This is a genomic window from Mycobacterium sp. 5-140-3-2 (assembly GCF_035666375.1).
In the GTDB taxonomy this organism is placed as follows: domain Bacteria; phylum Actinomycetota; class Actinomycetes; order Mycobacteriales; family Mycobacteriaceae; genus Mycobacterium; species Mycobacterium intracellulare.
In genome coordinates this window covers 961909-983987 of sequence record NZ_CP142025.1, presented here as the reverse complement: position 1 = coordinate 983987, position 22079 = coordinate 961909, and the positions used below count along the sequence as shown (strand labels likewise).

Below are 22079 nucleotides of genomic sequence, written 5' to 3'. Positions count from 1 at the left end.
GCTCGCAGCCAACGAAGCAGCGCCGCGGCCGGACGATGTCACTGGCCGTTTGCCGAGGCCGAGTCGCTCGGGATGTCAAGCGTGGCAATCGGGTACAGCCCCGAGCCGTCGCGGCCGTCCCGGGCCAGGGCCATGGGTGCGTAATTGACGACGTGCGAGGCGCCCGGCTTGTGTTGCCGCCATTCGACGGACGCCCGCAGCGTGTAGTGGCCGGGCGCCAGGCCCGTCACGTCGACGTGGACCGACTCGCTCGACGATTCGGGAACCGGCTCCTCGCGCGATTGGCTGGTCTCGTCATGGACCAGCTTCGCCAGGTTCACCGTCGCCGGCAGGCTGCGAACCACCGCCCCCGAGAAGTCGACCAGCTTGTAACCGGGCTCCCAGTGCTCGGTGGCCGCCGCCGAACCGTAGTTGGTCCAGGCCACCGAGATCGTCGCCACCTTGCCCTGGATCGACTGCGATCCCGGCTGCGCCTCGACCGAGTACCGGTATCCCGCGGAGGTATTGGCCTTGCCCCACAGCAAAAACAGCTTGGGATCCATCGCCGAGGCAGCATCCCGGTCGGGGAAGTCGGCACTCGAGGTCATCGACACGTGGTACCTGATGACGTCGTGCAGCCCCTTCTCGTAGTACGACCGGGGGTCGGCGCCGCTGGGCAACCGGCACCACTGGCTGATCACCAGGGCCGAGGTGAGCCGCTGCTTGATCGCGTTGACGACGGCATCGTTGGAGCGCACGTAGTGCGAGTCGCTGGCGTCGGCCCATTCCGGCAACGGCGCCTGCACCCCCAGGCAGTCCGCGCGGATGCCGACGGGCGCGGCCAGTTTCTTCGTCACGTCGTCGGCGAACAATTCGCGGACGATCTCCGGATTCTGGGGGGCCACCACCAATTGCGTGTGCGGGAAGGCATTCGTGTTCGCCGCGACCAACTGCGCGATGGAGGCCTTAGTGATGCTCTGGTCGCGGAACTGGCTGTAATAGCCCAGCTTTGCCACGCTGTCGTCCGGCGCGGGCCCCGGCGCGCTCAGGGAATCGCGCAGGTACGTGACGTGGTTCTCGCCGAAGTCGCCGTAACCGGAGAACTCGAACACGCTGAGTCGCTCGTCGCCGTCATAGCGACGGCCGAGGGCGGCCAGCAGTTGACTGATCCCGTTGAGGTAGTCGGGGTCGTTGAAATTCGGCACCACCTGGGTGACCCCCGGGGCCGAACTCTTCGCCGGCGCGGGATAACTGGCGGCGTACGGCCGCACCCAGTCCGGGAGCGCGATGTTCGTGTTGTCGGAAGAGGTGTCGTTGCAACAGGATTTGTAGACGAATACGCCAAGGGCCAGGCGCATGTTCCGGGCCCCGAGCTTGTTCAGCGCGTCGTCGATCGCGCTGAAATCGAACTTGCGGTCGTCGGGCGCGTCGGGGGGCAGGGTGCGCGGATCGACCGGCTGCAGCTGCCGCCACGAGACACGCAGGCTGGCGTCATACGACGCGGGCCAGGAGGAGTACCGCTGCTGCGCCGAATTGCCTTGCGGGAAAAGCGGATTCAGCATTTCCTCGTACTGGCCGCGCAGCGGGTTCGGGATCTCCTGCGCGCTGGGTGGGATGGCCGGGCTGACCATCGCGGACAGCGGCCCGGGGTCGCTTTTACCACCGCACGCGCTCAACACCAGCGCCGCGCACACGACAGCGGCAAGCGCGCGCGTCCTCCATGACCACAACATCGTCACCGCGTCAGATCGCACCCGACGACACGTCCGACGGCGAGGGCCCGCGGCCGCTCGCGCAGATGGTCGTCGTCAAGGTTGCTTCTCCCAATACACACCGATGGCGCGTGCAAGTGGCCCCATATTTCGCGGTTTGTCTGGTGCGTGTATCCGACCGGGGCGGGCCACGAATTGGCGTAGCGCAGCGTATCACGCGCGTTCCGGCGACGCTCCGCCGCAGCTCAGCGGGGGTGCGGTCCGTTGACGGCACGCTTCCGCCCGCCGGCGCGCAGTGAGACGGGTCACAATAGCGGTGTCGATGTCACGCTCGGCCGGTCTGCGGTGTCTCAAGGGCACAGGTCCTCACGAACAGGTAGGAGATATTGCCATGACCGAGGTGGCGCCTCAGAGAACTCATGTCGTCGTTGTCGGCGGCGGATACGCCGGGACGCTCGCGGCCAACCATTTGCGGCAGCGCCCGGACATCGACATCACGCTGGTGAACCCCCGGCCGGTCTTCGTGGAGCGCATCCGGTTGCATCAGCTGGTCGCCGACACCGGCGCCGCGACCGCCGATTACGCGACGCTGCTCGGCGACGGGATAGAGCTGATCATCGACACGGTCGAAGGCATCGACGCGCCGGGCCGGCGCCTGCTGCTGGGCTCGGGCTTCGAGCTGGACTACGACTACCTGATCTACGCCGTCGGCAGCACCGGCGCGACGCCTTCGACGGTGCCGGGCTTCGCCGAGTTCGCCCACTCGGTCGCCGACCTGGAAAGCGCGCAGCGACTGCACTACGCGCTCACCGACCTGCCGCTGCCCGCACCCGTCACCGTGGTCGGCGGCGGGCTCACGGGCATCGAGATGGCCTCCGAGCTCGCCGAGCGACGACGCCCGGTCACCCTGGTCTGCGACCCCGTTCTCGGCCCGTCGCTGAGCAAGCGGGGCCGGCGCTCGGTGGCCAAGAGGCTGCGCCGCCTCGGTGTCACCGTGCTGGAATCCGTCGCCGTGGCCGAGGTGCGCTGGGATGAGGTGGTGCTCAACGACGGCACCGTGTTGCCCAGCGCGGCCACCGTGTGGACGGCCGGATTCACCGTGCCCGATCTGGCCGCGCGCAGCGGGCTGCGCACCGACCCGATGGGCCGGCTGCTCACCGACGAAACGCTGACCAGCATCGACGACGACCGTATCGTCGCCGCCGGTGACGCAGCCGCGCCGTCCGGTCACCCGTTGCGGATGAGTTGCCAGGCCGCCGGGCCCATGGGCGCCCAGGCCGCCAACACCGTGCTCAGCCGCATCGCCGGGGACGCGCCCGCGGCGCTGAACCAGGCGTTCGTCGGACAGTGCATCAGCCTCGGTCGCGCGCACGCCACCTTCCAGGTGGCGCGCACCGACGACACCCCGGTGAACCTGTACCTCGGTGGCCGGGCCGCGGCTTCGCTCAAGGAGACGATCTGCAAGGCCACGCTGTGGGCGATCCGCCGCGAGGCCGCCAAACCCGGTTCGTATTTCTGGCTCAAGGGCGGCAAGCGCCCCGCGCAGTCACCGACCGGCGAGCGGGTCGCGCTGCGATGACACGGGCACCGATCGGCAGCGAGCACGCCGAACGCTTCACCCTGCTGCGGCCGCTGCTGTTCACCATCGCCTACGAGATGCTGGGCTCGGCGACCGAGGCCGACGACGTGCTGCAGGACAGTTATCTGCGGTGGTCGGCCGTCGACCTGGCGACGGTGCGCGACACCAAGTCCTACCTGGCCCAGCTGGTCACCCGGCAGGCGCTCAACGCGCTGCGGGCCGACGCCCGCCGGCGCGAGGAGTACGTGGGCCCGTGGCTGCCCGAGCCGCTGCTCCTCGAAGACCAGGACCCGTCCGCGGATGTCGTTCTCGCAGAGTCGATTTCGATGGCAATGCTGGTCCTGCTGGAGACGCTGAGCCCCGACGAGCGGGCCGTGTTCGTGCTGCGCGAGGTGTTCGGCTTCGACTACGGCGAGATCGCCCAGGCGGTGGGCAAGCCGGCGCCCACGGTGCGACAGGTGGCGCACCGGGCCCGTGAACACGTGCGGGCCCGGCGCAAGCGGTTCGAGGCGGCCGACCCGGAGCGCACCGCGGAGATCACCGCGCAGTTCCTGGCCGCGGCGGCGGGGGGCGACGTGGAAGCGCTGATGACCATGCTGGCCCCGGACGCCACGTGGACGGCCGACAGCGGCGGCGTGGTGAGCGCCGCCCGACGGCCGGTGGTCGGCGCCGACAAGGTGGCCCGGGCGATCGCCGGGCTGATGCGCAGGGCCGCGGAGATGGCCGCGCTGCGGGTGGAGACGGTGACCTGCAACGGCGCGCCGGCAGTGCTGCTCTACCTGGGCGACCAGCTCGAAGGGGTGATCACGGTGGAGATCGCCGACGACAAGATCACCAACTTCTACGTCATGCGCAACCCGCGCAAACTGGCGGCGCTGGCCACCGCTCGCGACATCAGCCGCGGCTGAGCGGCACACTGGGTCGGTGCGCATCGACCGGCTCGGCGATCTCGGCGCCGCACCCCAGGTGCTGCGCGCCCTCGGTGACGCCACGACCCGGTTGGGTCTCCCGCCCCCGGCCGCGCTGACCGGCGAGTGGTTCGGGGCCCTGGCGGTGATCGCGCCGAGCGTGTCGCTGGGGCCGGTGGCTGTCGACGGCGTGTTCGCCGTCGACGCCACGCGGACTCTCGAGCCGCACGCGGTGGGCGGCGGGTGGATTGGTTACCTGTCGTACCCCGACCCCGGCGCCGACGCGCACCCGAACCGGATCCCCGAGGCCGCCGGCGGCTGGACGGACTGCGTGCTGCGCCGCGACCGCGACGGGCACTGGTGGTACGAAAGCCTCTCCGGCGCGCCGATGCCGGGCTGGCTCGCCGCCGCGCTGGCCGCGCCGGCGCCACCGCCGCGCGAGAGCCGGATCGACTGGGGCATCGCCGACCGGTCCGCGCACCGCGACGGGGTGCTCGCCTGCCTGGAAGCCATCCGCGCCGGCGAGGTCTACCAGGCGTGCGTGTGCACCCAATTCACCGGCACGGTCGCCGGTTTCCCGCTGGACTTCTTCGTCGATGGCGTCGCCCGCACCTCCCCGGCCCGGGCGGCCTACGTCGCGGGTGCGTGGGGCGCGGTGGCGTCGCTGTCGCCGGAGCTCTTCCTACGCCGGCGCGGGACGGCCGTCATGTCCAGCCCGATCAAGGGCACCTTGCCGCTGGACGCCTGGCCGTCGGCGCTGCGCGCCTCGCCCAAGGAGGTGGCCGAAAACATCATGATCGTCGACCTGGTCCGCAACGATCTCGGCCGCGTGGCGGTCGTCGGTTCGGTGACGGTGCCGGAGCTGTTGGTGGTGCGGCGCGCGCCGGGCGTGTGGCACCTGGTGTCCACGGTGGCCGCCCAGGTTCCGGTCGAGTTGCCGACGTCGGCGCTGCTGGACGCCACCTTCCCGCCGGCCTCGGTCACCGGGACACCCAAACACCGTGCCCGCCAACTGCTCTCGCAATGGGAACCGCACCGTCGCGGAATCTATTGCGGAACAATCGGATTGGCCTCCCCCGTAGCCGGCTGCGAACTCAACGTCGCGATCCGCACCGTCGAATTCGACGCCGCGGGAGGGGCCGTGCTGGGTGTGGGTGGCGGGATCACCGCCGATTCCGACCCCGACGCCGAGTGGGCCGAATGCCTGCACAAGGCCTCGCCCATCGTAGGGCTGCCGTCGATCGCGGCCGCCGGCCCCGCCGGCTTGTCCTGATGGCGGCGACCCGCTGCGCCCGGCTTCGCCGCGCTTGCGACCGCCACGGCCGCTAAACCCGGCGAGCCCGCAGCACCGCGTCGTAGAGCTGGCGGGACCGCACCTCGGGATACGCGGCCGCCACCTCGCCGCAGGCGTCCTTGACGCGAGCACCGCCCGCGACCAGCTCCTCGACCTCGACGACCAGCGACGGCAGATCGGCGCGCGGCGTCGCGCCGGCCAGCACCACGGTGATCTCGCCGAGCACACCGTCGGCCGCCCACTTCGCCAACTCGTCGAGCGATCCGCGCACCACCTCTTCGTGCACCTTGGTCAGTTCCCGGCAGACCGCGGCCCGCCGCGCGCCGCCGAGCCGCTCGACCGCGTCCTGCAAACAGGCGGACAACCGGCGCGGCGACTCGAAGAACACACAGGTGCGTCGCTCGTCGGCCAGCGAATCCAGCCAGGTGCGTCGGGCCGCCTTCTTGCGCGGCGCGAACCCCTCGAAGCAGAATTTGTCCGCCGGCAGGCCGGACACGGCCAGCGCGGTGGTCACCGCCGAGGGTCCCGGCAGGCATCCCACCGGCAGGCCGGCTTCCACGCACGCCGTCACCAGCCGGAAGCCGGGGTCGTTGATCAGCGGCATCCCGGCGTCGCTGACCACCAGCACGGTCGCGCCCGCCCTGATCGCCTCGAGCACCGGGTCCACCCGGGTGGCCTCGACCCGGTCGAACATGCTGATCACCCGGCCGGTGATCTTCACCTCGAGGGCGGCGGCCAACGTCCGGACCCTGCGGGTGTCCTCGGCGGCCACCACGTCGGCCGTGGCCAGCGCGTCCAGGAGGCGGGGCGAGGCGTCCGAGGGCTGACCCAAGGGGGTCGCGCCCAGCAACAGGCGGCCGGTGGTCATGGTCGACAGCCTACGATCGACACCGATGACTGCCCCGCCCCGCGAATCCCCCTTGAACGCCCAGGGTGTCGAAAAGGAGCGCGTGGTCCCGGTCGTCAGCCCGGGCCCGCGGGTTCCGGTGGCCGATTTCGGTCCGACCGATCACGTCCGCGGCTGGGTGGTGACCGGCGTGATCACCGTGGCGGCCGCGGTGACCCGCTTCCTGAACCTGGGCTCGCCCACCGATGCCGGCACGCCGGTCTTCGACGAGAAGCACTACGCCCCGCAGGCTTGGCAGGCGCTGCACAACCACGGGGTGGAGGACAATCCGGGGTTCGGTCTGGTTGTCCACCCGCCGGTGGGCAAGCAGCTCATCGCGGTCGGCGAGGCGATCTTCGGCTACAGCGGCGTCGGCTGGCGGTTCACCGGCGCATTGCTCGGCGTGGTCATGGTCGCGCTGGTGATGCGGATCGTCCGGCGGATCAGCCGGTCGACGCTGGTCGGCGCGATCGCCGGGGTGCTGGTCATCTGCGACGGCGTCAGCTTCGTCGCCTCGCGGACCGCGCTGCTCGACGGCATTCTGACGTTTTTCGTGGTCGCCGCGTTCGGCGCGTTGATCGTCGACCGCGACGAGGTGCGGCAACGAATGCACGTCGCGCTGCTGCAGGGCCGCAATGCCGACACGGTGTGGGGCCCACGCCTGGGTGTGCGGTGGTGGCGCTTCGGCGCCGGGGTGCTGCTCGGATTGGCATGCGGCACAAAGTGGTCGGGCCTGTACTTCGTGGTGTTTTTCGGCGTGATGTCGCTCGCGTTCGACGTGGCCGCGCGCCGCCAGTACCAGGTCGACCGGCCCTGGATGGGGACGCTGCCACGCGACCTCATCCCCACCGGCTATGCGCTGGGCCTGATTCCGGTGCTGGTGTACCTGGCCAGCTACGCCCCGTGGTTCGCCTCCGAGACGGCCATCGATCGGCACGAGGTGGGCCAGACGATCGGCCCGCATTCGTTGATCCCGCTACCCGATGCGATCCGGTCGCTGTGGCACTACTCGGCCAAGGCTTTTCAATTCCACGCGAGCCTGACGAATGCGGCGGGCAACTATCACCCGTGGGAATCGAAACCGTGGAGCTGGCCGATGTCGTTGCGGCCGGTGCTCTATGCGATCGACGAGCAGAACGTGCCGGGCTGTGGCGCGCAGTCCTGCGTCAAGGCCGAGATGCTGGTGGGTACGCCGGCCATGTGGTGGGTGGCGGTGCCGGTGTTGATTTTCGCGCTGTGGCGCATGCTGGTGCGCCGCGATTGGCGTTACGCCGCTGTGCTGGTGGGCTATTGCGCGGGCTGGCTGCCGTGGTTCGCCAACATCGATCGGCAGATGTACTTCTTCTACGCGGCGACGATGGCGCCGTTTTTGGTGATGGCCATCGCGCTGATTTGCGGCGACATCCTCTACACCCCGGGGGCGCCCGCCCGGGGGCCCGGGGTGAACTCGGAGCGACGCACGCTGGGGTTGATCGCCGTCTGCGCCTATGTGGCGTTGGTGGTGACCAACTTCGCCTGGCTGTTCCCGGTGCTCACCGGTCTGCCGATTTCGCAGCAGACGTGGAACATGGAGATCTGGCTGCCCAGCTGGCGCTGATTCTTTCCCGCGAGACCGCAACCAGCGGCGGCGTCACTCGGGAAATGCGTTGGGACTTACAGTTTCGCGGCGTTGTCAGACCGCGTCGCGGCTGACGGGGCACGACATGCAGCGGGGGCCGCCGCGGCCGGTGCCCAATTCGGATCCCGCGATGGTCAGCACTTCGATGCCGGCCTCCTGCAGGCGAATGTTGGTCTGCACGTTGCGTTCATAGGCGACGACGACGCCGGGTGCCAGCGCCAGCGTGTTGTTGCCGTCGTCCCACTGCTCGCGTTCGGCGATGACGGGGTCGAGCCCGGTGTCGATCACCCGCAGCTTGTCGATCTCCATCGCCTTGGCCGCGCCCTCCAGGAAGGGGACCTCGTCGCTGATGGCGACCCCGCCGGGGGTGCGCTGGATGGTGAACGCCGACAACGTGTCGACGATGTTGGCGTACATCACCACCGTGTCCGTGTCGACCATCGTGCACACCGTGTCCAGATGCATCTGCGCGCGCCGCTGCGCAATCGGCACCGCGAGCACCGTGTGCGCGAGATCGTCGTCAAACAGGCTGCGGGCCAACGCTTCCGCGCCGGCGGGGGTGGTGCGCTCCCCCACCCCGACCGCGACCACGCCGGGCGCGAGCAGCAGCACGTCACCACCCTCGACGGGCGCAGTACGCGACTCGTAGGCGCGTCGCACCCCGGTGAACCGCGGGTGATGGGCATAGATGAGATCGGTCAACGACGCCTCACGGACCCGGGCCCGCAGCGCCAGCGTCGGGATCACCACCCGCGGGCCGATCCAGATCGACGAGTCCCGGGTGAACACCAGGTTGGGCAGCGGTTCGATGACGAAATCGCCGCCGTGGTGCATGCGCAGCACCAGCGACACGTCGGTGCGGGTGTCCGCGGGCAACTCGTTGAACGTCATGCCCGCCATCAGGACCTGCGCCAGCCGGGCGGGCTCCAGTCCCCGCAGGTACGCCGAAAGCTCTTGCGCCAGTGGCACTCCGAGCCTCCGTGCGTCCACGGCGGCCGCCACGCCCTGCATCCGCGCGGCCCCGCTGTGCGTCAGCGCCTCGGTGAGCAGGTCCGACAGCAACAGCACTTCGACCCCGCGGGAACGCAGCACCTCGGCGAACTGGTCGTGCTCGTCCTGCGCGCGCGCGACCCACGGGAGGCCGTCGAACAGGAGCTGGTCGACGTTGCGCGGGTTGAGGCGGAGCAACTCGGCGCCCGGGCGGTGCACGATGACCGTGCGCAGCGCGCCGACCTCGGACTTGGTGCCCAGCTCAACCTCACCCACGACTCAACCGTAGCGGCGGCGGGGGCCGGACGGGCGCGTCACACGCCCGCCGCGCGGCCCGCCGCCATCGAACGAATGTGCGATAAACTGGGTCGCGTGGAGGTTGCGGTTCAAGGCTCCCTGTTCCAGCACACCGAGCGCCGACAGCTCGGTGACGGCGCGTTCATCGAAATCCGCGCCGGCTGGCTGACCGACGCGGACGACCTGCTGGACGCCTTGTTGTCGACGGTGCCGTGGCGCGAGGAACGCCGCCAGATGTACGACCGGGTGGTCGACGTCCCTCGCCTGGTCAGCTTCCACGACCTCACGGCCGACGATCCGCCGCACCCGATGCTGACCCGGCTGCGGCGGCGGCTCAACGACATCTACGCCGGCGAGCTCGGTGAGCCGTTCACCACGGTGGGGCTGTGCTGCTACCGCGACGGCTCCGACAGCGTGGCCTGGCACGGCGACACGATCGGCCGGAGCAGTTCGGAGGACACCATGGTGGCGATCGTCAGCCTGGGCGCCACCCGCGCGTTCGCGATGCGGCGCCGCGGCGGCGGCCCGTCGCTGCGGCTGCCGCAGGCGCACGGGGATCTGCTGGTGATGGGCGGGTCATGCCAGCGGACGTGGGAGCACGCCGTGCCCAAGACGGCCGCACCGGTCGGTCCTCGGGTGAGCATCCAGTTCCGGCCGCGCGGCGTGCGCTAGACGGTATGAGGAGGCTGGGGCCTCGCCACATGTGAACGTGGGTTGCTGTCAGGAAGTTGGTCCTGGCCAGTAGAGCCACAGATGTGGATGGAGGCCCCAGTGAAGATTCAGCGTACGAGTGTTGGGTTGGATGTGCACGCCCGATCGGTGGTCGGGTGTGGGTTGGATGGGGATACCGGGGAGGTATTCGAGCGGCGGTTGACCCCCGACCGTGGTGAGATCGCAGCATGGCTAAGGGATCTTCCGGGCCCGGTGGCGGTGACCTATGAGGCGGGTCCGACCGGGTTCGGGTTAGCCCGGGCGTTGGATGCCGCGGGCATCGCCTGTGTGGTGGCTGCGCCATCGAAGTTGATTCGCCCGACGGGTGACCGAGTCAAAACCGATGCCCGCGACGCCGCGCATCTGGCGCGGTTGTTGCATCTGGGCCAGATCACCGAAGTGACGGTTCCCAGCATCGAGCAGGAAGCGGCGCGGGATTTGGTGCGGGCCCGCGAGGATGTCCGTGGGGATTTGATGTCTGCTCGGCATCGACTGTCGAAACTGTTGTTGCGCCAGGGGATCGTCTATTGCGGTGGACGAGCCTGGATCCGTGAGCATCAGCGGTGGTTGCGTCGGCAGCGGTTCGACAGTGCCGCGCTGCAGCTGGCCTACGACACCGCTTTCGACGCGATGCTGGCCACCCTCGAGCGCCGGGAGCGCCTCGATACCGCGATCGCCGAGATGGCCGCTGATTCGCGGTTCACCCCGGTGGTGACCCGGCTGGGGTGTCTGCGCGGGGTGTCCACGCTGACCGCGTTCGGGCTGGCCGTCGAGATCGGGGACTGGTCTCGGCTGACCGGGCGCAGTATCGGCGCCTATCTGGGGCTGGTGCCAAGCGAGTACTCCTCAGGAGCGACGCGAACCCAGGGCGCGGTGACCAAGACCGGCAATGGTCATGCCCGCCGCCTGCTCATCGAAGCCGCCTGGCATCACCGAGCCCCCTACCGGCCCGGCGCGGTGATGCGCCGCCGCTGGGATGCCGCATCCCCAGCCGCCCGCGCCCGCGGCCAGGCCGGCAACCGGCGCCTGCATGAACGCTGGATGCGATTCGATGAGCGCAAGAAACGCTCCGTGGTGGCCAACGCCGCGATCGCGCGTGAGCTGGCCGGATGGTGCTGGTCGCTGGCCGTCCTCGAGGACTAAGCGGCCCACAAACGTCCAGATGAGCAAGCAGATGTCGGCAAGCGTCTTGGAGTGACCCGCGTCGCCGCTATGAGCAATCACGTTGCACCACAACCGATCACGCTCGACATCTAGACAAGCGGACCGCTCCGACTCGAAAGTCCCGTCCTGCGGTAACCAACCCGCGTATATCAGACTGACACGCGTCGACACGACACGCTCGACACCTCAACGCTCATCTGGTCAACGAAGCGGCGGCCTCGACGACGGTTGCGGCCGCCGCTTCACCCTGCCCCTTGACAAAATGACTCACATATCAGCGGCGGTCGCAAGCGAGGCCGTGGCGATCGCAAGCGCGGCGAAGCCGGGCGAAGCGGGTCGCCACTATCGACATAAGCCGGGCGCAGCGGGCCGCCGCCATCAAGCCCAGCGGCGGTCGCAAGCGCGGCCGTGGCGGTCGCGAGCGAGGCGAAGCCGGGCGAAGCGGGTCGCCACTATCAAGCCCAGTGGCGGTCGCAAGCGCGGCGGGCCGCCGCCGTCAAGCCGTCTAGGCACGCACCGACGCCACCGCTTTGACGAGCAGGTCGCGCGCGCGTTGGGTGTCGACCGGCGCGACGGGCTGATCGGGAATCACCAGCGGGTTGGCGATGACGATCACCTGGTAGTCGCCGAATGAAGCCGAGTAGTCGAACAACTCGCCGGTGCGTGGACCGCCCGGGGTCAGCGCCTGCATGACGCGATGCACGCCGAGCGTGCGGGTGCTGTCGATCCGCGGCGCCTCGACCACCTGGACGCCGCCGCGCAGCTGCGGGCCGGCGAAGGTCACCTTTTGGCAGTCTTTTCCGGGATCGTTGAGGGGCAACGCTTTTGAGGTCTCCAGCGCGATCACCACGAACCGGTTGCCGCGGCCCTCGGCGGTGACCGCGGACATGTTGCCCTGCAGGTCCGCCGGCATGTCCGGCCCGGCCGCCACTTTCGCGCAGTTCGCCGGGTCGAACGTCAATCCGTCGGGCAGCTTTCGGCCGGCCAGCAGCTTGGGATCGATTCCCCGTTCGCTGATGTCGCTGACCTTGAAATCGGGTCCGAAGCTGGACTTGACGTCGACGACCTTGTTGATGTCGACCTTCGCCACGGGAGTGGCCGATGAGCACCCGGCCAGGACGCAGGCGGCCGCGAGCGCGAGCAACATCTTGGACATCGTGGCCAATCTACCCAAGCGGATAGTTCAGCTGCGCAACGTGGACACCGTTTTGGCGAGCAGATCCGCGGCGAATCGCGGTGGCAGGACCGGAAGCGCTGAACCTGGATCGGTGGTCAGCGTGGTGAACGCGTAGAAGTCGCCCAGATACGCGGTGAATGTGTAGACGCGGGAATCTATTTCGGTGCCCGACTCGACCGATGACTTGACGTCGGCGACCATGCCGATGGTTTGGACACCGTCGACGTGCGGTGCATCGGTGAGGTGGACGTGTGCCACGGTGTTCCCGGCGGTCTCCGACCAGTGGGCGCACGCGGTGAGCAGGTCCTCCGGGAAATCCACCGGTCCCGGCAAAGCCACCACCACCGCGTTGACGATGCCGCCGCTCCCCGAGCCCGACACGCCCTGCGCCGATTGGTCGCGCCCGTTCCCGGGGTCGGCGAGCGTCCCGCATTTGGCGGGCTTGGGGTGTGGGTCGTCGCCCAGGCCCCAGATCACCCTCGGCGAGGCGGCGCTGGGGATTGCGGTGCTCACCTCGTAACCGGGCGGCATGTCGCGAATGATCCGTTTGATGTTGGCGGGGTTGACGGCGGCGGTGTTGCTCGGCGGCGATTTCGCCGGAACCGCCGGCGGTTTGGGCGCGGGTTGATGAGCGCACCCGGCGACGGCCAACGTGAGCGCGGTAGTCACCGCCGGGCCAATCCCGAACGGCCGCATGAGGAGTTGATAGCACAGGACGCCGCCATAGCGGCGCCCCCACGCCAGCGCCGGTCTCAGCCGACCGCCTCGATCACCTGCCGGGCCACGCGCCTGATCTGCTCGGCCTCGTCGGGGCCGAACGGCAGGTGACGCGGGTGCGGCACGTCGATCACGGTGGTGATCACGCCGATGTCTTCACGCTGCCACACCGCACCGTAGCGGTCCATGATCGCGCGCATCGGCCCATTGTCGGAAAGCATTCGCGCGGAGAACCTTTCGACGCCGTCGACATCGGCGGCGATGGACAGTGCGCTGATCAAATAGGTGCCGATGCCCCGGCCCTGATAGGCGTCGGCGACGGTGAACGCGATCTCGGCGACCGTCGGGTCGTTTTCGTCGCGCACGAAGCGCGCGTCGGCCACCGGGTCGCTGCCGTCGGTGACTACCCACACGAAGTGGTCGACGTAGTCGACCTCCGACAGGTAGTGCATCAACGCAGGCGTGGGAAGACGCGGGGTCATGAAGCGCCGATACAGCGTGTCGCCGGAGAAGTAGATGTGTCCGTGCACGGTGCGCTCGCTGTCGCCGGGCAGCACCGGGCGCAGCAACAGGAGCGTGCCGTCGCGCACGCGAATCGGGATCGGCGTGATGAACGCGGCGAGCCGCTGGCGCGCGGTGCGCAACAGCCGCGGCGTGATGCCCGGGATGTGCACCATGCTGGCGAAGGATCTGGTGTCACCGACCCAACCGGTCAGCGGTTCGGCGGCGCTGACCGTCGCGGTCCGGGGAATGTCGCGCAGCAGGGCGATCTCGCCGACGATCATGCCGGGGGACGCATGCTCGACGATCACCACGCCGTCGTCACCGACGTGTTTGATCTCGGCGGTACCCGAGGAGATCAGCAGGAACGAGACGGCTTGCTCCCCCTGGCGCATCAGCACCTCGCCGGCCGCGGCGCGCAGCGGCTGCAGGCGGCCCGCCAACGGCGCAAGGTCTTCGGGGGGACATCCCTTGAAGATGTCCATCGTCGCCAGCTCGTCCACCCGGGCGCCGGTCAGTCCGGCCACCGCTACGGACCGCCGCCCGCAGCATCGCGACACCGCTGTGCACGTCGCGATGGTGCCATGACCTGCCCCGCCTGCTTGCCGTCGTCTGGTGCGCCAGGCCCGAGCCTCCTGGACGCGGTCGGATGTTGCCCAGGTTATGAGCAGGTAGCGGCCGCGGCAAGGATGCTGGGGTCTAATGAGCCGAAACTAGTGCGCGGCCCGGGCGGCCAGGATGAGCTCGACCGCGGCGGCAAGGTCGTCCACCACGATGTCGGCGTCGGGGGACGCCTCGCCGCCGGAGCGGAGCAGGATGGTCGCCGCTCCCGCCGCCCGACCCGCCCTCATGTCGATGTCGCTGTCGCCGATCATCACCGATGCGGTCAGATCGATGCCGTGTTCGGCCGCGGCGCGCACCAACATGCCGGTGCCGGGTTTGCGGCAGTCGCAACTGTTCGCGGCGTGCGGGCAATGGTAGGCGGCGTCGATCCGGGCGCCGTCGTCCGCGAGCAGTTGTTGCAGGCGGTTCTGGACGGCAGTGAAATGTGTTGGATCGGAAGCGGGTTCGGAGAGCCACCGCTGGTTGGTCACCAGTACGGTCCGCAGTCCCGCGGCGTTCAGGGCGGCCAGCGCCGCGGCGGCGCCCGGTAGCAGCACCAGTTCCGCGGGTGACCGGATGTACTCACCCTCGGCGGCCTTGACGTTGATGGTGCCGTCTCGGTCCAGAAAGACGGTGCGCACGTCGCGCAGATCGGCTGCGGCCATCGTCGATGTCAGGACGGCCCGGGAAACAGTGCCGCCTCGACCATTTCGCAAATGGAATGGCCCAGGTGCAGGCATGCCTCCTGAACCCGGGCCGTGTCGTCGCTGGGAACTCGGATGCAGAATTTCGCCACATCGGCCACCTTGCCACCGATTGCGCCCGTGAGCGTGACGGTCGTCATTCCCGCCTGGCCGGCGACCTCGAGCGCGCGAACGACGTTGGGAGAGTTGCCCGACGTGGTCAGCCCGATCACCACGTCCCCGGGGCGCCCGGTGGCGAGAACCTGGCGGGCGAACACCTCGTCGTAGGAGTAGTCGTTGGAGATCGCCGTGATCGCGGCCGTCGCGTCGGGCAGGCTGATCGCCGCCAGACCGGGACGGTCAAAGGCAAAGCGGCCCATGAGTTCTGCCGCCAGGTGCCCCGCGTCTTGCGCCGATCCCCCGTTGCCGAAGAAGATCACCTTGCCCCCGGCGCGCAGCGAGTCGATGATCGCGCGCGCGACCTCGACGGTCTGCGCGGCGACATCGCCCTGCTGCATCTGTTGCTTGACCGCGATCGTTTCGGCCAAGCGCTGCTGAACCAGCTCCACGCTCGGCGAGACCGCGTCCGAGCCGGTCATGCCAGCCATGTCGTCAATCCCTTGCTCTCGAACGCGAATTCGGTGACGTTGGCCTCCGCGCCCTCGAGCGCTTCGATGAGCCGGTGCTTCTTGGCGAAGTCACAGAACAACAGGATGTATCCCCCACCGCCGGCCCCGGTGAGCTTTCCGCCCAGCGCCCCGTTTTTCAGGGCCAGCTCGTAGAGGTCGTCGATGCGCTCGTTGGTGATGTAGGGCGACATGCGTTTCTTCTGGGTCCACGCCTCGCCCAGCAGCGCACCGAAGTCGTTCAGCTTGCCTGTCAGCAACGCCGCCTTCATCGCGACCGCCAAGTCCTTCTGGGCCCGCAGGCCCTCCAGCGTGTCATCCGAACCCGTTGTGGCGCGGCGGGTTTGGTCCTCGATCACCCGCGCGGAGTCGCGGGTGATGCCCGTGTAGCACAGCAGCAGGCTGAGCTCGAGCTCGAAGGCGGTCTCGTCGCGGATTCGCAGCGGATTGACGATCACGCGGTCGGTGAACTCGATGAAGTTGAAGCCGCCGAACGTCGCGGCGTACATGTCCTGCATGCCGCCCGCGATGCCCAGGTCGTCGCGTTCGATGGCACACGCCAGTTGGGCCGTCTCGTATTCGCCCATGGGCACCCGGTAGTGCTCGGCGAGCAGGCCGGTGAGCGCGACCATCATCGTCGACGACGAGCCCAGCCCCGATCCCGGCGGGGCGCTGGAGCGCAGCACCAGGTCGTAGCCGTCCGTGCCGTCACGGCCGAACCGGCGCACCGCGGCCTTGATCAGATCGAGGCTGCCGTCGTAGAGAATCTCGCTGTCCAGCGTCATCTCGTGCGTGGTCTTGAAGTCCACCGACTCGATGCTGACCCGGCGGTCGGTGCGCGGGGCGAGCGATCCCTGGGCGTAGCGGTCGATGGTCGCCGACAGGACACAGCCGCCTTCGGTCGTCGGGAACGGGGGCACGTCGGTGCCGCCGCCGGCGAAGGAGATCCGCAGCGGCGCTCGCGCGCGAATTCGTGGCCGTGTCATGGGGATTCTCTGTCGAGCGGATCGCCCAGCTGCGAGACCACGCGTGCCACGTGCCAACCCCATCGTTCTGCGTCCGGAAGCGCCGCCAGACTAACAGGCTGACCAGCGCGATTGTCGGGTTTTCGCCCGACTGCTCCCGGCCCGGCTCAGGCGATCTGCTGGCTTGGCTGCAGCACGAAATCGACGATGATGGCGGCCATGTCGTCGATCGCGCGGCGCGCGATGACCTCATAGCCGTGGGTGCTCAGCGTGGGCAGGCACAGCAGGCCGGCGCGCGCGGCCTGCCCGGTGGCCTTGGCGTGCGACGCGTCGGATTCGAATGCGCCCAGCGCGGCCGGCTGTGGGGACAACCCCTGGTCGGTGGCGATTTTCAGCAGCCGGTCGGCGACTTCCTTGTCGTAAATGCACAACGCGTCGCTGTAGCCGATGATCGGCCCGCCGCTGACCGTGGTGTTGTATTCGACTTCGGTGGGGCCGACTTCCAGGGCGAGCGTGAGGTGGCCGGGCAGGGTCGCGCTGGCGTAGGTGCCCCCCACCCCGCCGATCTCCTCGTTGGTGGTGAAGACCAGGTAGACGTCGTCGGCCGGGCGTTGGTTGCGCTCGCGCAACAGGCGGGCGGCGTTCAGCAGCGCGGTCACCGCGGCGCGGTCGTCGAGGAAGTAGGCGCCGACGTAGTCTCCGATCTCGACCACGGATCGCTTGCTGCGGTCGACGCACACCCGGGTGCCGGCGTGCACTCCCGCCGCGGCCAGCTCCTCGGTGCTGCGGCCGGTGAAGACGTACACGTGATGCCAGTCCAGTGCCCGGTCGCCCTTGTCGGGCTTGGTCTCCCAGATCCGCGAGCTTTCCTGGGTGGTGTGCTCGGAGCCGAGAGCCAGTACGGCGGTGAGGGTTTCGTTGTCGCCGAGCACCGCGACCGGTCCGAGTCCGAAGTTGCCCGGGTACATCGTTCCCAGCTGCGTCAGATGCAGCGTGCCGTCGGATTCCACGCGTTTGACGATCATCGACAGCTCGTCCATGTGCGCCATCACCCGGGTCGCGGTGCCGGGGATAGCCTGAGTCCGCTGGCGGTGGTCGGGCGCCCCGGTGTTTTTGGCCGACGCATTGGCGGCGACGTAGCCGATCAGGTTTCCGGCGTCGTCGGTCCACATGTCGTCGACGAGGGGTTGCAGCTCCCGGGCGATGACGGCGCGGACCTCGTCCTCCTGCCCGCACGGCCCATAGGTCCACAGGAGTTCCTGCAGCAAGTCGTCGCCTGCGTCGCGGTCGGGGTGCGCCATGGGATCCTCTTCCGTCATCGGGTTCAGAGGACCAGTACCCGCGATGTCCTGCGACTACGCCAACGCCGTCAGGGGTTTCGACGCCTGGTTCAGCTCACGGCGTCCGGGTCTGCCAACGAAACAAGGAGGTGCGACGGTGTCGGCCCGCCCTGATGCAATTGGTAGCGCCCGCCGGCCAAGGCCCGGCGAGCCGGCTTGCTGGGCACCAGATGCGGAAAGTCATAGGTGGTGATCGTCAGGCGCAGCCGGTGGCCCGCGGCGATCAGCGCGGCCGTCGGAAAGATTTCGATGTCGTAGCGGGTGAGCTCCCCGGGCACGACGGGCTGCGCGGCCGCTCGGGTGCTGAGGTGCTGCGGGCGCAGAACGGTGCCGTCGGGCAGGTACCAGGTGCGGTCGGGATCCAGCTTCCGGTGCGAACCGAGTAGCGCGCCCTGGGACAGCGGACGGCTGGCACCGTCGGGGGCGACGGCGTCGAGGTGGGCGACCCACACCGTCTCGGTGGTGGTGGCCGTCGCGTGGATAATCAGCGCGATCGGTCCGGCCACCAGCTTCGCCTGCCCGAATGGCTCGGTGGTGTAGGACAGCGCGCCGCGCTGCAGGCGGCGGTTGTCCTGGTCGTAGCGGATGGTGCGGCCGCGTTGGGAGAACAAAAAGCTGCTCAGCCCCAGCGACCACTGCTCCAGGCTGCGGCCCGACAGGGGTCCGCGCGGGACATAGGTCAGCGGCGCAACAGTGGTGTGGGGCGAGGCATCCGAACTCAGCCGGCCCGCGTCGGACAGGTAGAAACGAGTGGGCGTCGCCTCGGCGAGCGGATAGTCGTCGGCGCGATACCAGTTCGAGCTTCCGATCGCCTGGAACGTCAGCGGCTTCCCCGCAATCGCCGCGCGCGCATCGTCTTTGAGCCAGTGCTCGAACCAGCGCAACTGCAGCGCCTGAAGGTGCAGCCCGCCGTGGTCCGACACGTGATACCACGGGCCCATCATCAATCGGATCCGGTCCGAGACGGGTTGGCCGGGTTCCATCGGTGCGTCGTCGGGCCGGCCGGCGGCCGCGTTCTGCAGCGCGGCGTAGTTCAGGGGCGCCCCGCGCTGAAACGCGTCGTGCCATCCGCCGACGAGGAAGGTCGCGACGCCGTTGGCGGCGATCTTGGACAGGACCAGCCCCGGACTCATCGCGTCCCAAAACGGGCCGTCATAGGCGGTCTCGCCGCCGGCGACAACCTCGGCGATCAGTGGCCGGAAGTAGCGCCGCTGATCGCGTCCGCGCTGGCGAACCGCGGCGAGACCGCCCGAACGCGGCCGCTCGTGACCGCCGCGGGCGAGCCACTCCAGCGTCGGATTGACCACGTTGAGCAGCGTGTAGACCGACCCGTATCCGCGGACCGCGTGCAGGTGCGGCACGCCGCCCATGGTGGCGGCGTCGCGATAGAAATCGCGGGCCGCCATCACCGGGAAAATCGCCTTCAGGGGCGAGTCCGGGCCGACGGCGGCCGCGGTGAAGAGTTGGTTGATCGCCAGGTAGGACAGCCCCACCATGCCGACGCGGCCGTTGGCGTTGGGCAGCGTGGTCGCCCACTGCACCAACTCCACGCCGTCCTGCGTCTGCCGGTCGCCGCACATCTCGAACGAACCGCCCGACGAACCGGTGCCGCGGACGTCGACCATCACCTCGATGTAGCCGCGCTTGATGAGGTAGGGCGCCGCGCCGCCGCCGATTTGTGCGGCCGGCGGCGGGGCTTTCTTGCCGTAGGGCGTGATCGACAGCAAGACGGGAAACGGGCCTTCGGCGGCCTGCCCCGTCTCGGGCACCGTCGGGTAGTGGATGTCGGCGCGCAGTTCGACGCCGTCGCTCATCGGCACGGCGACGTTGTGTCGCACGCCCACGCCGTAGGTCGCCGGGGGCGGCGTCCACTCCGGCGCGAACGGCGATGGACTGGTCTTGCGGACGCGTCGCGCAGGTTTGCGCCTGGATCGCAGAGTCGTCCTTGATCTCACCATCGGTAGAGCTCCCCCTGAGGCCCCGCGGCGCCATCGCCGCGAATCATCAGCGAATTTAGAGCACCGTCCTCAGCGGAACTGAGGGGGTGTCACGATGGCGCGGCCGCTTCCGCCGGTCGTCGGACGCAGCGGTCCAGCGACCCCGCCGATTGCCTTCGACGCCTAACGGTTTCGGCGGCCTCGCGATGCGGATCGGCCACTGATTTCGCAAGGCGCTCGCAGGCGGCGACCGGCGACTCGCGCTGACAGATCGCCGATTCCACCCGTGACCCCAGCTTGTCATTGCCATAAACAGTCCCGCGGCCTCTGACTTCGTCCGAGGCGGGGCCCGCTGAAAACCACGGGCCCCCAGCCGATTTCGTCATACCGCCTCGTCCTGGGCGTCGGACACGAAATGGGTGACGCTCGGATGCAGATGTCGCAACAGCTCCTCACCGGAGAACTGCATGCGCTCGGCCTCATCCAGGAAAGCAGACTGTGCGGCCGAGGATTCGTAGACCAATCCCGCGCCTTTCGCTACGCTCGGCTCGCGCACCGCCTTGCGCTTCTTCAAACGCATCAGCTCGGGATGCATCTTCTTCCGCTGTGCGGGAGGGACCAGCGCACCGCGGTTGAAGGGCCTCATACCAAGCTTGTCCGCGACCTCCCGGACCTGACAAGTCTTCAGCCGGTAGCGCCAAGCGATTTGCGAAATCGTGAACCACCCCCGTGGCATCCGCCAGATCCAGCCCGCCACGGTAACCACCGTCAACACAACCGCCAGGGTCGCTTCAGGGCGGAACAGCTTCCCGGAGAACTTGATCGTCACGATCCCGACTACCAGCATGACGACGAGAGCTGACACGAAAAAAATCTGAGCCGGACTCACCCCGCCCCCTTGCTTCCACCGCGAGTACGTCCAACGGTCTCAGACCCGGCTGGCGGTGAAACCGCGACACGCCGAAGCGTGCCGAGTGGCGGTTTCGTGGACATGCGTTTGACTGAGTTATTCGAGCACTACGGTGGTTCCGCGACCCGGCACCTGGGTGATCGACCGGCGGTGTATCGGCTCGGATTTAGCGTCGACGGGGCGCACCCGCATGGTGGTGAACATCGCGCCGAGCACAATCCGCATCTCGCATTCGGCGAAAGTCGCTCCAAGGCAACGGCGCACGCCTCCTCCGAATGGAATCCACGTGTACGTTCCCGCGCGGTTGTCGAGAAACCGCTCGGGACGAAACTGTTTCGGGTCGGGGTAGATGTCGGGACGGCGGTGCATGAGATAGATCGAGGGCGCGACCTTGACGCCGGCGGGCAGTGAAAACCCGTCGACCTCCATGGGTTCGGTGAGTCGTCTGCTCACCAGGGCGAGCACGGGCCGCATCCGGAGTGTCTCCTTCACCACGGCATCGACGTACCTCTGGCCGTCGTCGGCGTGCGCCTCTTCGATAAGGCGCGAATGCGCGTCCGGGTGACGGATGATCCGCTCGACCGCCCACGCCAGTCCCGATGCCGTTGTTTCGTGGCCTGCCAATAGCAACGTGATGAGTTCGTCGCGAATCTCTTGATCGCTCATCGGATTACCGTCTTCGTGCCTGGCCTTCAACAGCATCGAGAGGACGTCGGTGCGGGTATCGAGGTCGGCTTGCCGACGGCGCGTGGCGATCTCTTCATGAAGCAGGCGATCTACGTCGGCCAGCAACTTGTGAGTGAGCGCAGTCCTCATCTTCTGGGGCCCTACGAGCAAGAGGAAAAATTGCGCCGCGCCGTTGGTTGTGAGAACGAGCGTCCGCTGTAGCGCCTGGCGCAACCGGTCCATGCTCTGCCCGCGCTCGAGTCCGAACACAAGGTGCAGGATGACTTCGAGCGTCAACGCTTGCATCCGGGGATGCAGCCGCACCGGCACACCGCGGGGCCAGCGGGCAATCTCGGCCTCGGCAATGGCGCTCATCGTGCTCATGTAGCTCTGCAACTGATTGCCGCGAAACGCGGGCATGAGGAGTCGACGCTGTTCTCTGTGTGCGTCGCGGTCGAGCAGTAGCACCGAGTTCTGGCCCACCACGGGCTGCAGGATGCGGTTTGCTTCCCCGGCGAGCACCAATTCGGGAGGCGAGGTGAAGATCTGCCGCACCGCATCGGGATGCGAGACCATCACGATCGGTCCCTCGCCGACCAGCTTCATGGTGAACGTGTCGCCGTATCGGGCGGCGGCGCGGTCCATGAACTCCCATGGACGAGCGATCCATTCAGCAGTTTGTACTGCCACCGGTGCTCGAGGACCGGGTGGCAGCGTGTCGGCAGCCATCGATCACCCCCGACGGGGACGGCGCGTGCTAGGTAGCTTGGGCAACTTTATGTGCTGAGGCTGCCGGCCACCAGAGACTCGCCGACG

19 protein-coding genes are annotated in these 22079 nt (G+C 68.6%); 6 read left to right on the top strand and 13 right to left on the bottom strand.

The genetic code is table 11. The annotated features are described in order from the left end of the window. Positions 1–38 precede the first annotated feature (38 nt). The gene (locus P6281_RS04970) at positions 39–1712 is read right to left on the bottom strand and encodes a hypothetical protein (RefSeq protein WP_201358879.1); all 1674 of its coding nucleotides are present in this window, start codon (positions 1710–1712) and stop codon (positions 39–41) included. Between the two features lie 370 nt (positions 1713–2082). On the opposite strand from P6281_RS04970, the gene P6281_RS04965 reads away from it, so the two are divergent. The 3 genes from P6281_RS04965 to P6281_RS04955 are packed head-to-tail and all read left to right on the top strand — an operon-like array spanning position 2083 to position 5451. Further along, complete coding sequence (locus tag P6281_RS04965) at positions 2083–3270, top strand: NAD(P)/FAD-dependent oxidoreductase (protein ID WP_201358853.1); 1188 nt, start codon at positions 2083–2085, stop codon at positions 3268–3270. Beyond that, positions 3267–4178 (top strand): RNA polymerase sigma-70 factor, encoded by a 912-nt coding sequence (locus P6281_RS04960; RefSeq protein WP_014941356.1) that lies wholly within the window; start codon positions 3267–3269, stop codon positions 4176–4178. The genes P6281_RS04965 and P6281_RS04960 overlap by 4 nt, the downstream gene beginning before the upstream one ends. 16 nt (positions 4179–4194) lie before the next feature. Continuing rightward, positions 4195–5451, top strand: a complete 1257-nt coding sequence (locus P6281_RS04955) for an aminodeoxychorismate synthase component I (RefSeq protein WP_014941355.1) — start codon at positions 4195–4197, stop codon at positions 5449–5451. 52 nt (positions 5452–5503) lie between these two features. Here P6281_RS04955 and rsmI read toward each other — a convergent pair whose 3' ends face one another. Then, positions 5504–6340 carry a 16S rRNA (cytidine(1402)-2'-O)-methyltransferase gene (rsmI, locus tag P6281_RS04950; RefSeq protein WP_008254128.1) on the bottom strand — a complete coding sequence of 279 codons (837 nt, stop codon included), beginning with the start codon at positions 6338–6340 and terminating at the stop codon, positions 5504–5506. Between the two features lie 82 nt (positions 6341–6422). Here rsmI and P6281_RS04945 point away from each other — a divergent pair, with 82 nt between their 5' ends. Further along, the gene (locus P6281_RS04945; protein ID WP_324738923.1) at positions 6423–7955 is read left to right on the top strand and encodes a dolichyl-phosphate-mannose--protein mannosyltransferase; all 1533 of its coding nucleotides are present in this window, start codon (positions 6423–6425) and stop codon (positions 7953–7955) included. A 75-nt stretch (positions 7956–8030) separates the two neighbouring features. Here P6281_RS04945 and arcA read toward each other — a convergent pair whose 3' ends face one another. Further along, entirely contained in the window at positions 8031–9242 is a 1212-nt protein-coding gene (gene arcA, locus P6281_RS04940) for an arginine deiminase (protein WP_014941353.1), read from the bottom strand. Between the two features lie 96 nt (positions 9243–9338). Between arcA and P6281_RS04935 the strand changes: the two genes are divergently transcribed. Together P6281_RS04935 and P6281_RS04930 are read left to right on the top strand one after the other, a co-directional pair. Next, positions 9339–9935 carry an alpha-ketoglutarate-dependent dioxygenase AlkB gene (locus P6281_RS04935; RefSeq protein ID WP_014383932.1) on the top strand — a complete coding sequence of 199 codons (597 nt, stop codon included), beginning with the start codon at positions 9339–9341 and terminating at the stop codon, positions 9933–9935. 99 nt (positions 9936–10034) lie between these two features. Further along, entirely contained in the window at positions 10035–11117 is a 1083-nt protein-coding gene (locus P6281_RS04930) for an IS110 family transposase (protein ID WP_438362663.1), read from the top strand. Between the two features lie 526 nt (positions 11118–11643). Here P6281_RS04930 and P6281_RS04925 read toward each other — a convergent pair. The 10 genes from P6281_RS04925 to P6281_RS04880 form a co-directional block, all read right to left on the bottom strand. Next, positions 11644–12294, bottom strand: coding sequence for a DUF5642 family protein (locus P6281_RS04925; RefSeq protein ID WP_014381909.1), 651 nt, complete (start codon positions 12292–12294; stop codon positions 11644–11646). A 27-nt stretch (positions 12295–12321) separates the two neighbouring features. Beyond that, on the bottom strand, positions 12322–13011 hold the full coding sequence (locus P6281_RS04920) for a DUF5642 family protein (RefSeq protein WP_201358856.1): 690 nt from the start codon (positions 13009–13011) through the stop codon (positions 12322–12324). Positions 13012–13067: 56 nt separating this feature from the next. Beyond that, the gene (locus P6281_RS04915) at positions 13068–14018 is read right to left on the bottom strand and encodes a GNAT family N-acetyltransferase (protein WP_085977618.1); all 951 of its coding nucleotides are present in this window, start codon (positions 14016–14018) and stop codon (positions 13068–13070) included. Between the two features lie 228 nt (positions 14019–14246). Further along, positions 14247–14801 carry a D-glycero-alpha-D-manno-heptose-1,7-bisphosphate 7-phosphatase gene (locus P6281_RS04910; RefSeq protein WP_009957788.1) on the bottom strand — a complete coding sequence of 185 codons (555 nt, stop codon included), beginning with the start codon at positions 14799–14801 and terminating at the stop codon, positions 14247–14249. 8 nt (positions 14802–14809) lie between these two features. Further along, complete coding sequence (locus tag P6281_RS04905) at positions 14810–15427, bottom strand: D-sedoheptulose-7-phosphate isomerase (RefSeq protein ID WP_179960058.1); 618 nt, start codon at positions 15425–15427, stop codon at positions 14810–14812. After that, a complete protein-coding gene (locus tag P6281_RS04900; RefSeq protein ID WP_009957791.1) occupies positions 15415–16431 on the bottom strand; it encodes a GHMP family kinase ATP-binding protein in 1017 nt (338 codons plus the stop codon). The genes P6281_RS04905 and P6281_RS04900 overlap by 13 nt, the downstream gene beginning before the upstream one ends. 146 nt (positions 16432–16577) lie before the next feature. After that, on the bottom strand, positions 16578–17711 hold the full coding sequence (locus P6281_RS04895; protein WP_041785387.1) for a M42 family metallopeptidase: 1134 nt from the start codon (positions 17709–17711) through the stop codon (positions 16578–16580). 89 nt (positions 17712–17800) lie between these two features. After that, positions 17801–19594 carry a CocE/NonD family hydrolase gene (locus tag P6281_RS04890; protein ID WP_014383928.1) on the bottom strand — a complete coding sequence of 598 codons (1794 nt, stop codon included), beginning with the start codon at positions 19592–19594 and terminating at the stop codon, positions 17801–17803. Positions 19595–20069: 475 nt separating this feature from the next. Next, positions 20070–20534, bottom strand: a complete 465-nt coding sequence (locus tag P6281_RS04885) for a hypothetical protein (protein WP_009957794.1) — start codon at positions 20532–20534, stop codon at positions 20070–20072. A gap of 159 nt (positions 20535–20693) precedes the next feature. Then, positions 20694–21992, bottom strand: coding sequence for a cytochrome P450 (locus P6281_RS04880; RefSeq protein ID WP_081490068.1), 1299 nt, complete (start codon positions 21990–21992; stop codon positions 20694–20696). Positions 21993–22079 lie beyond the last annotated feature (87 nt).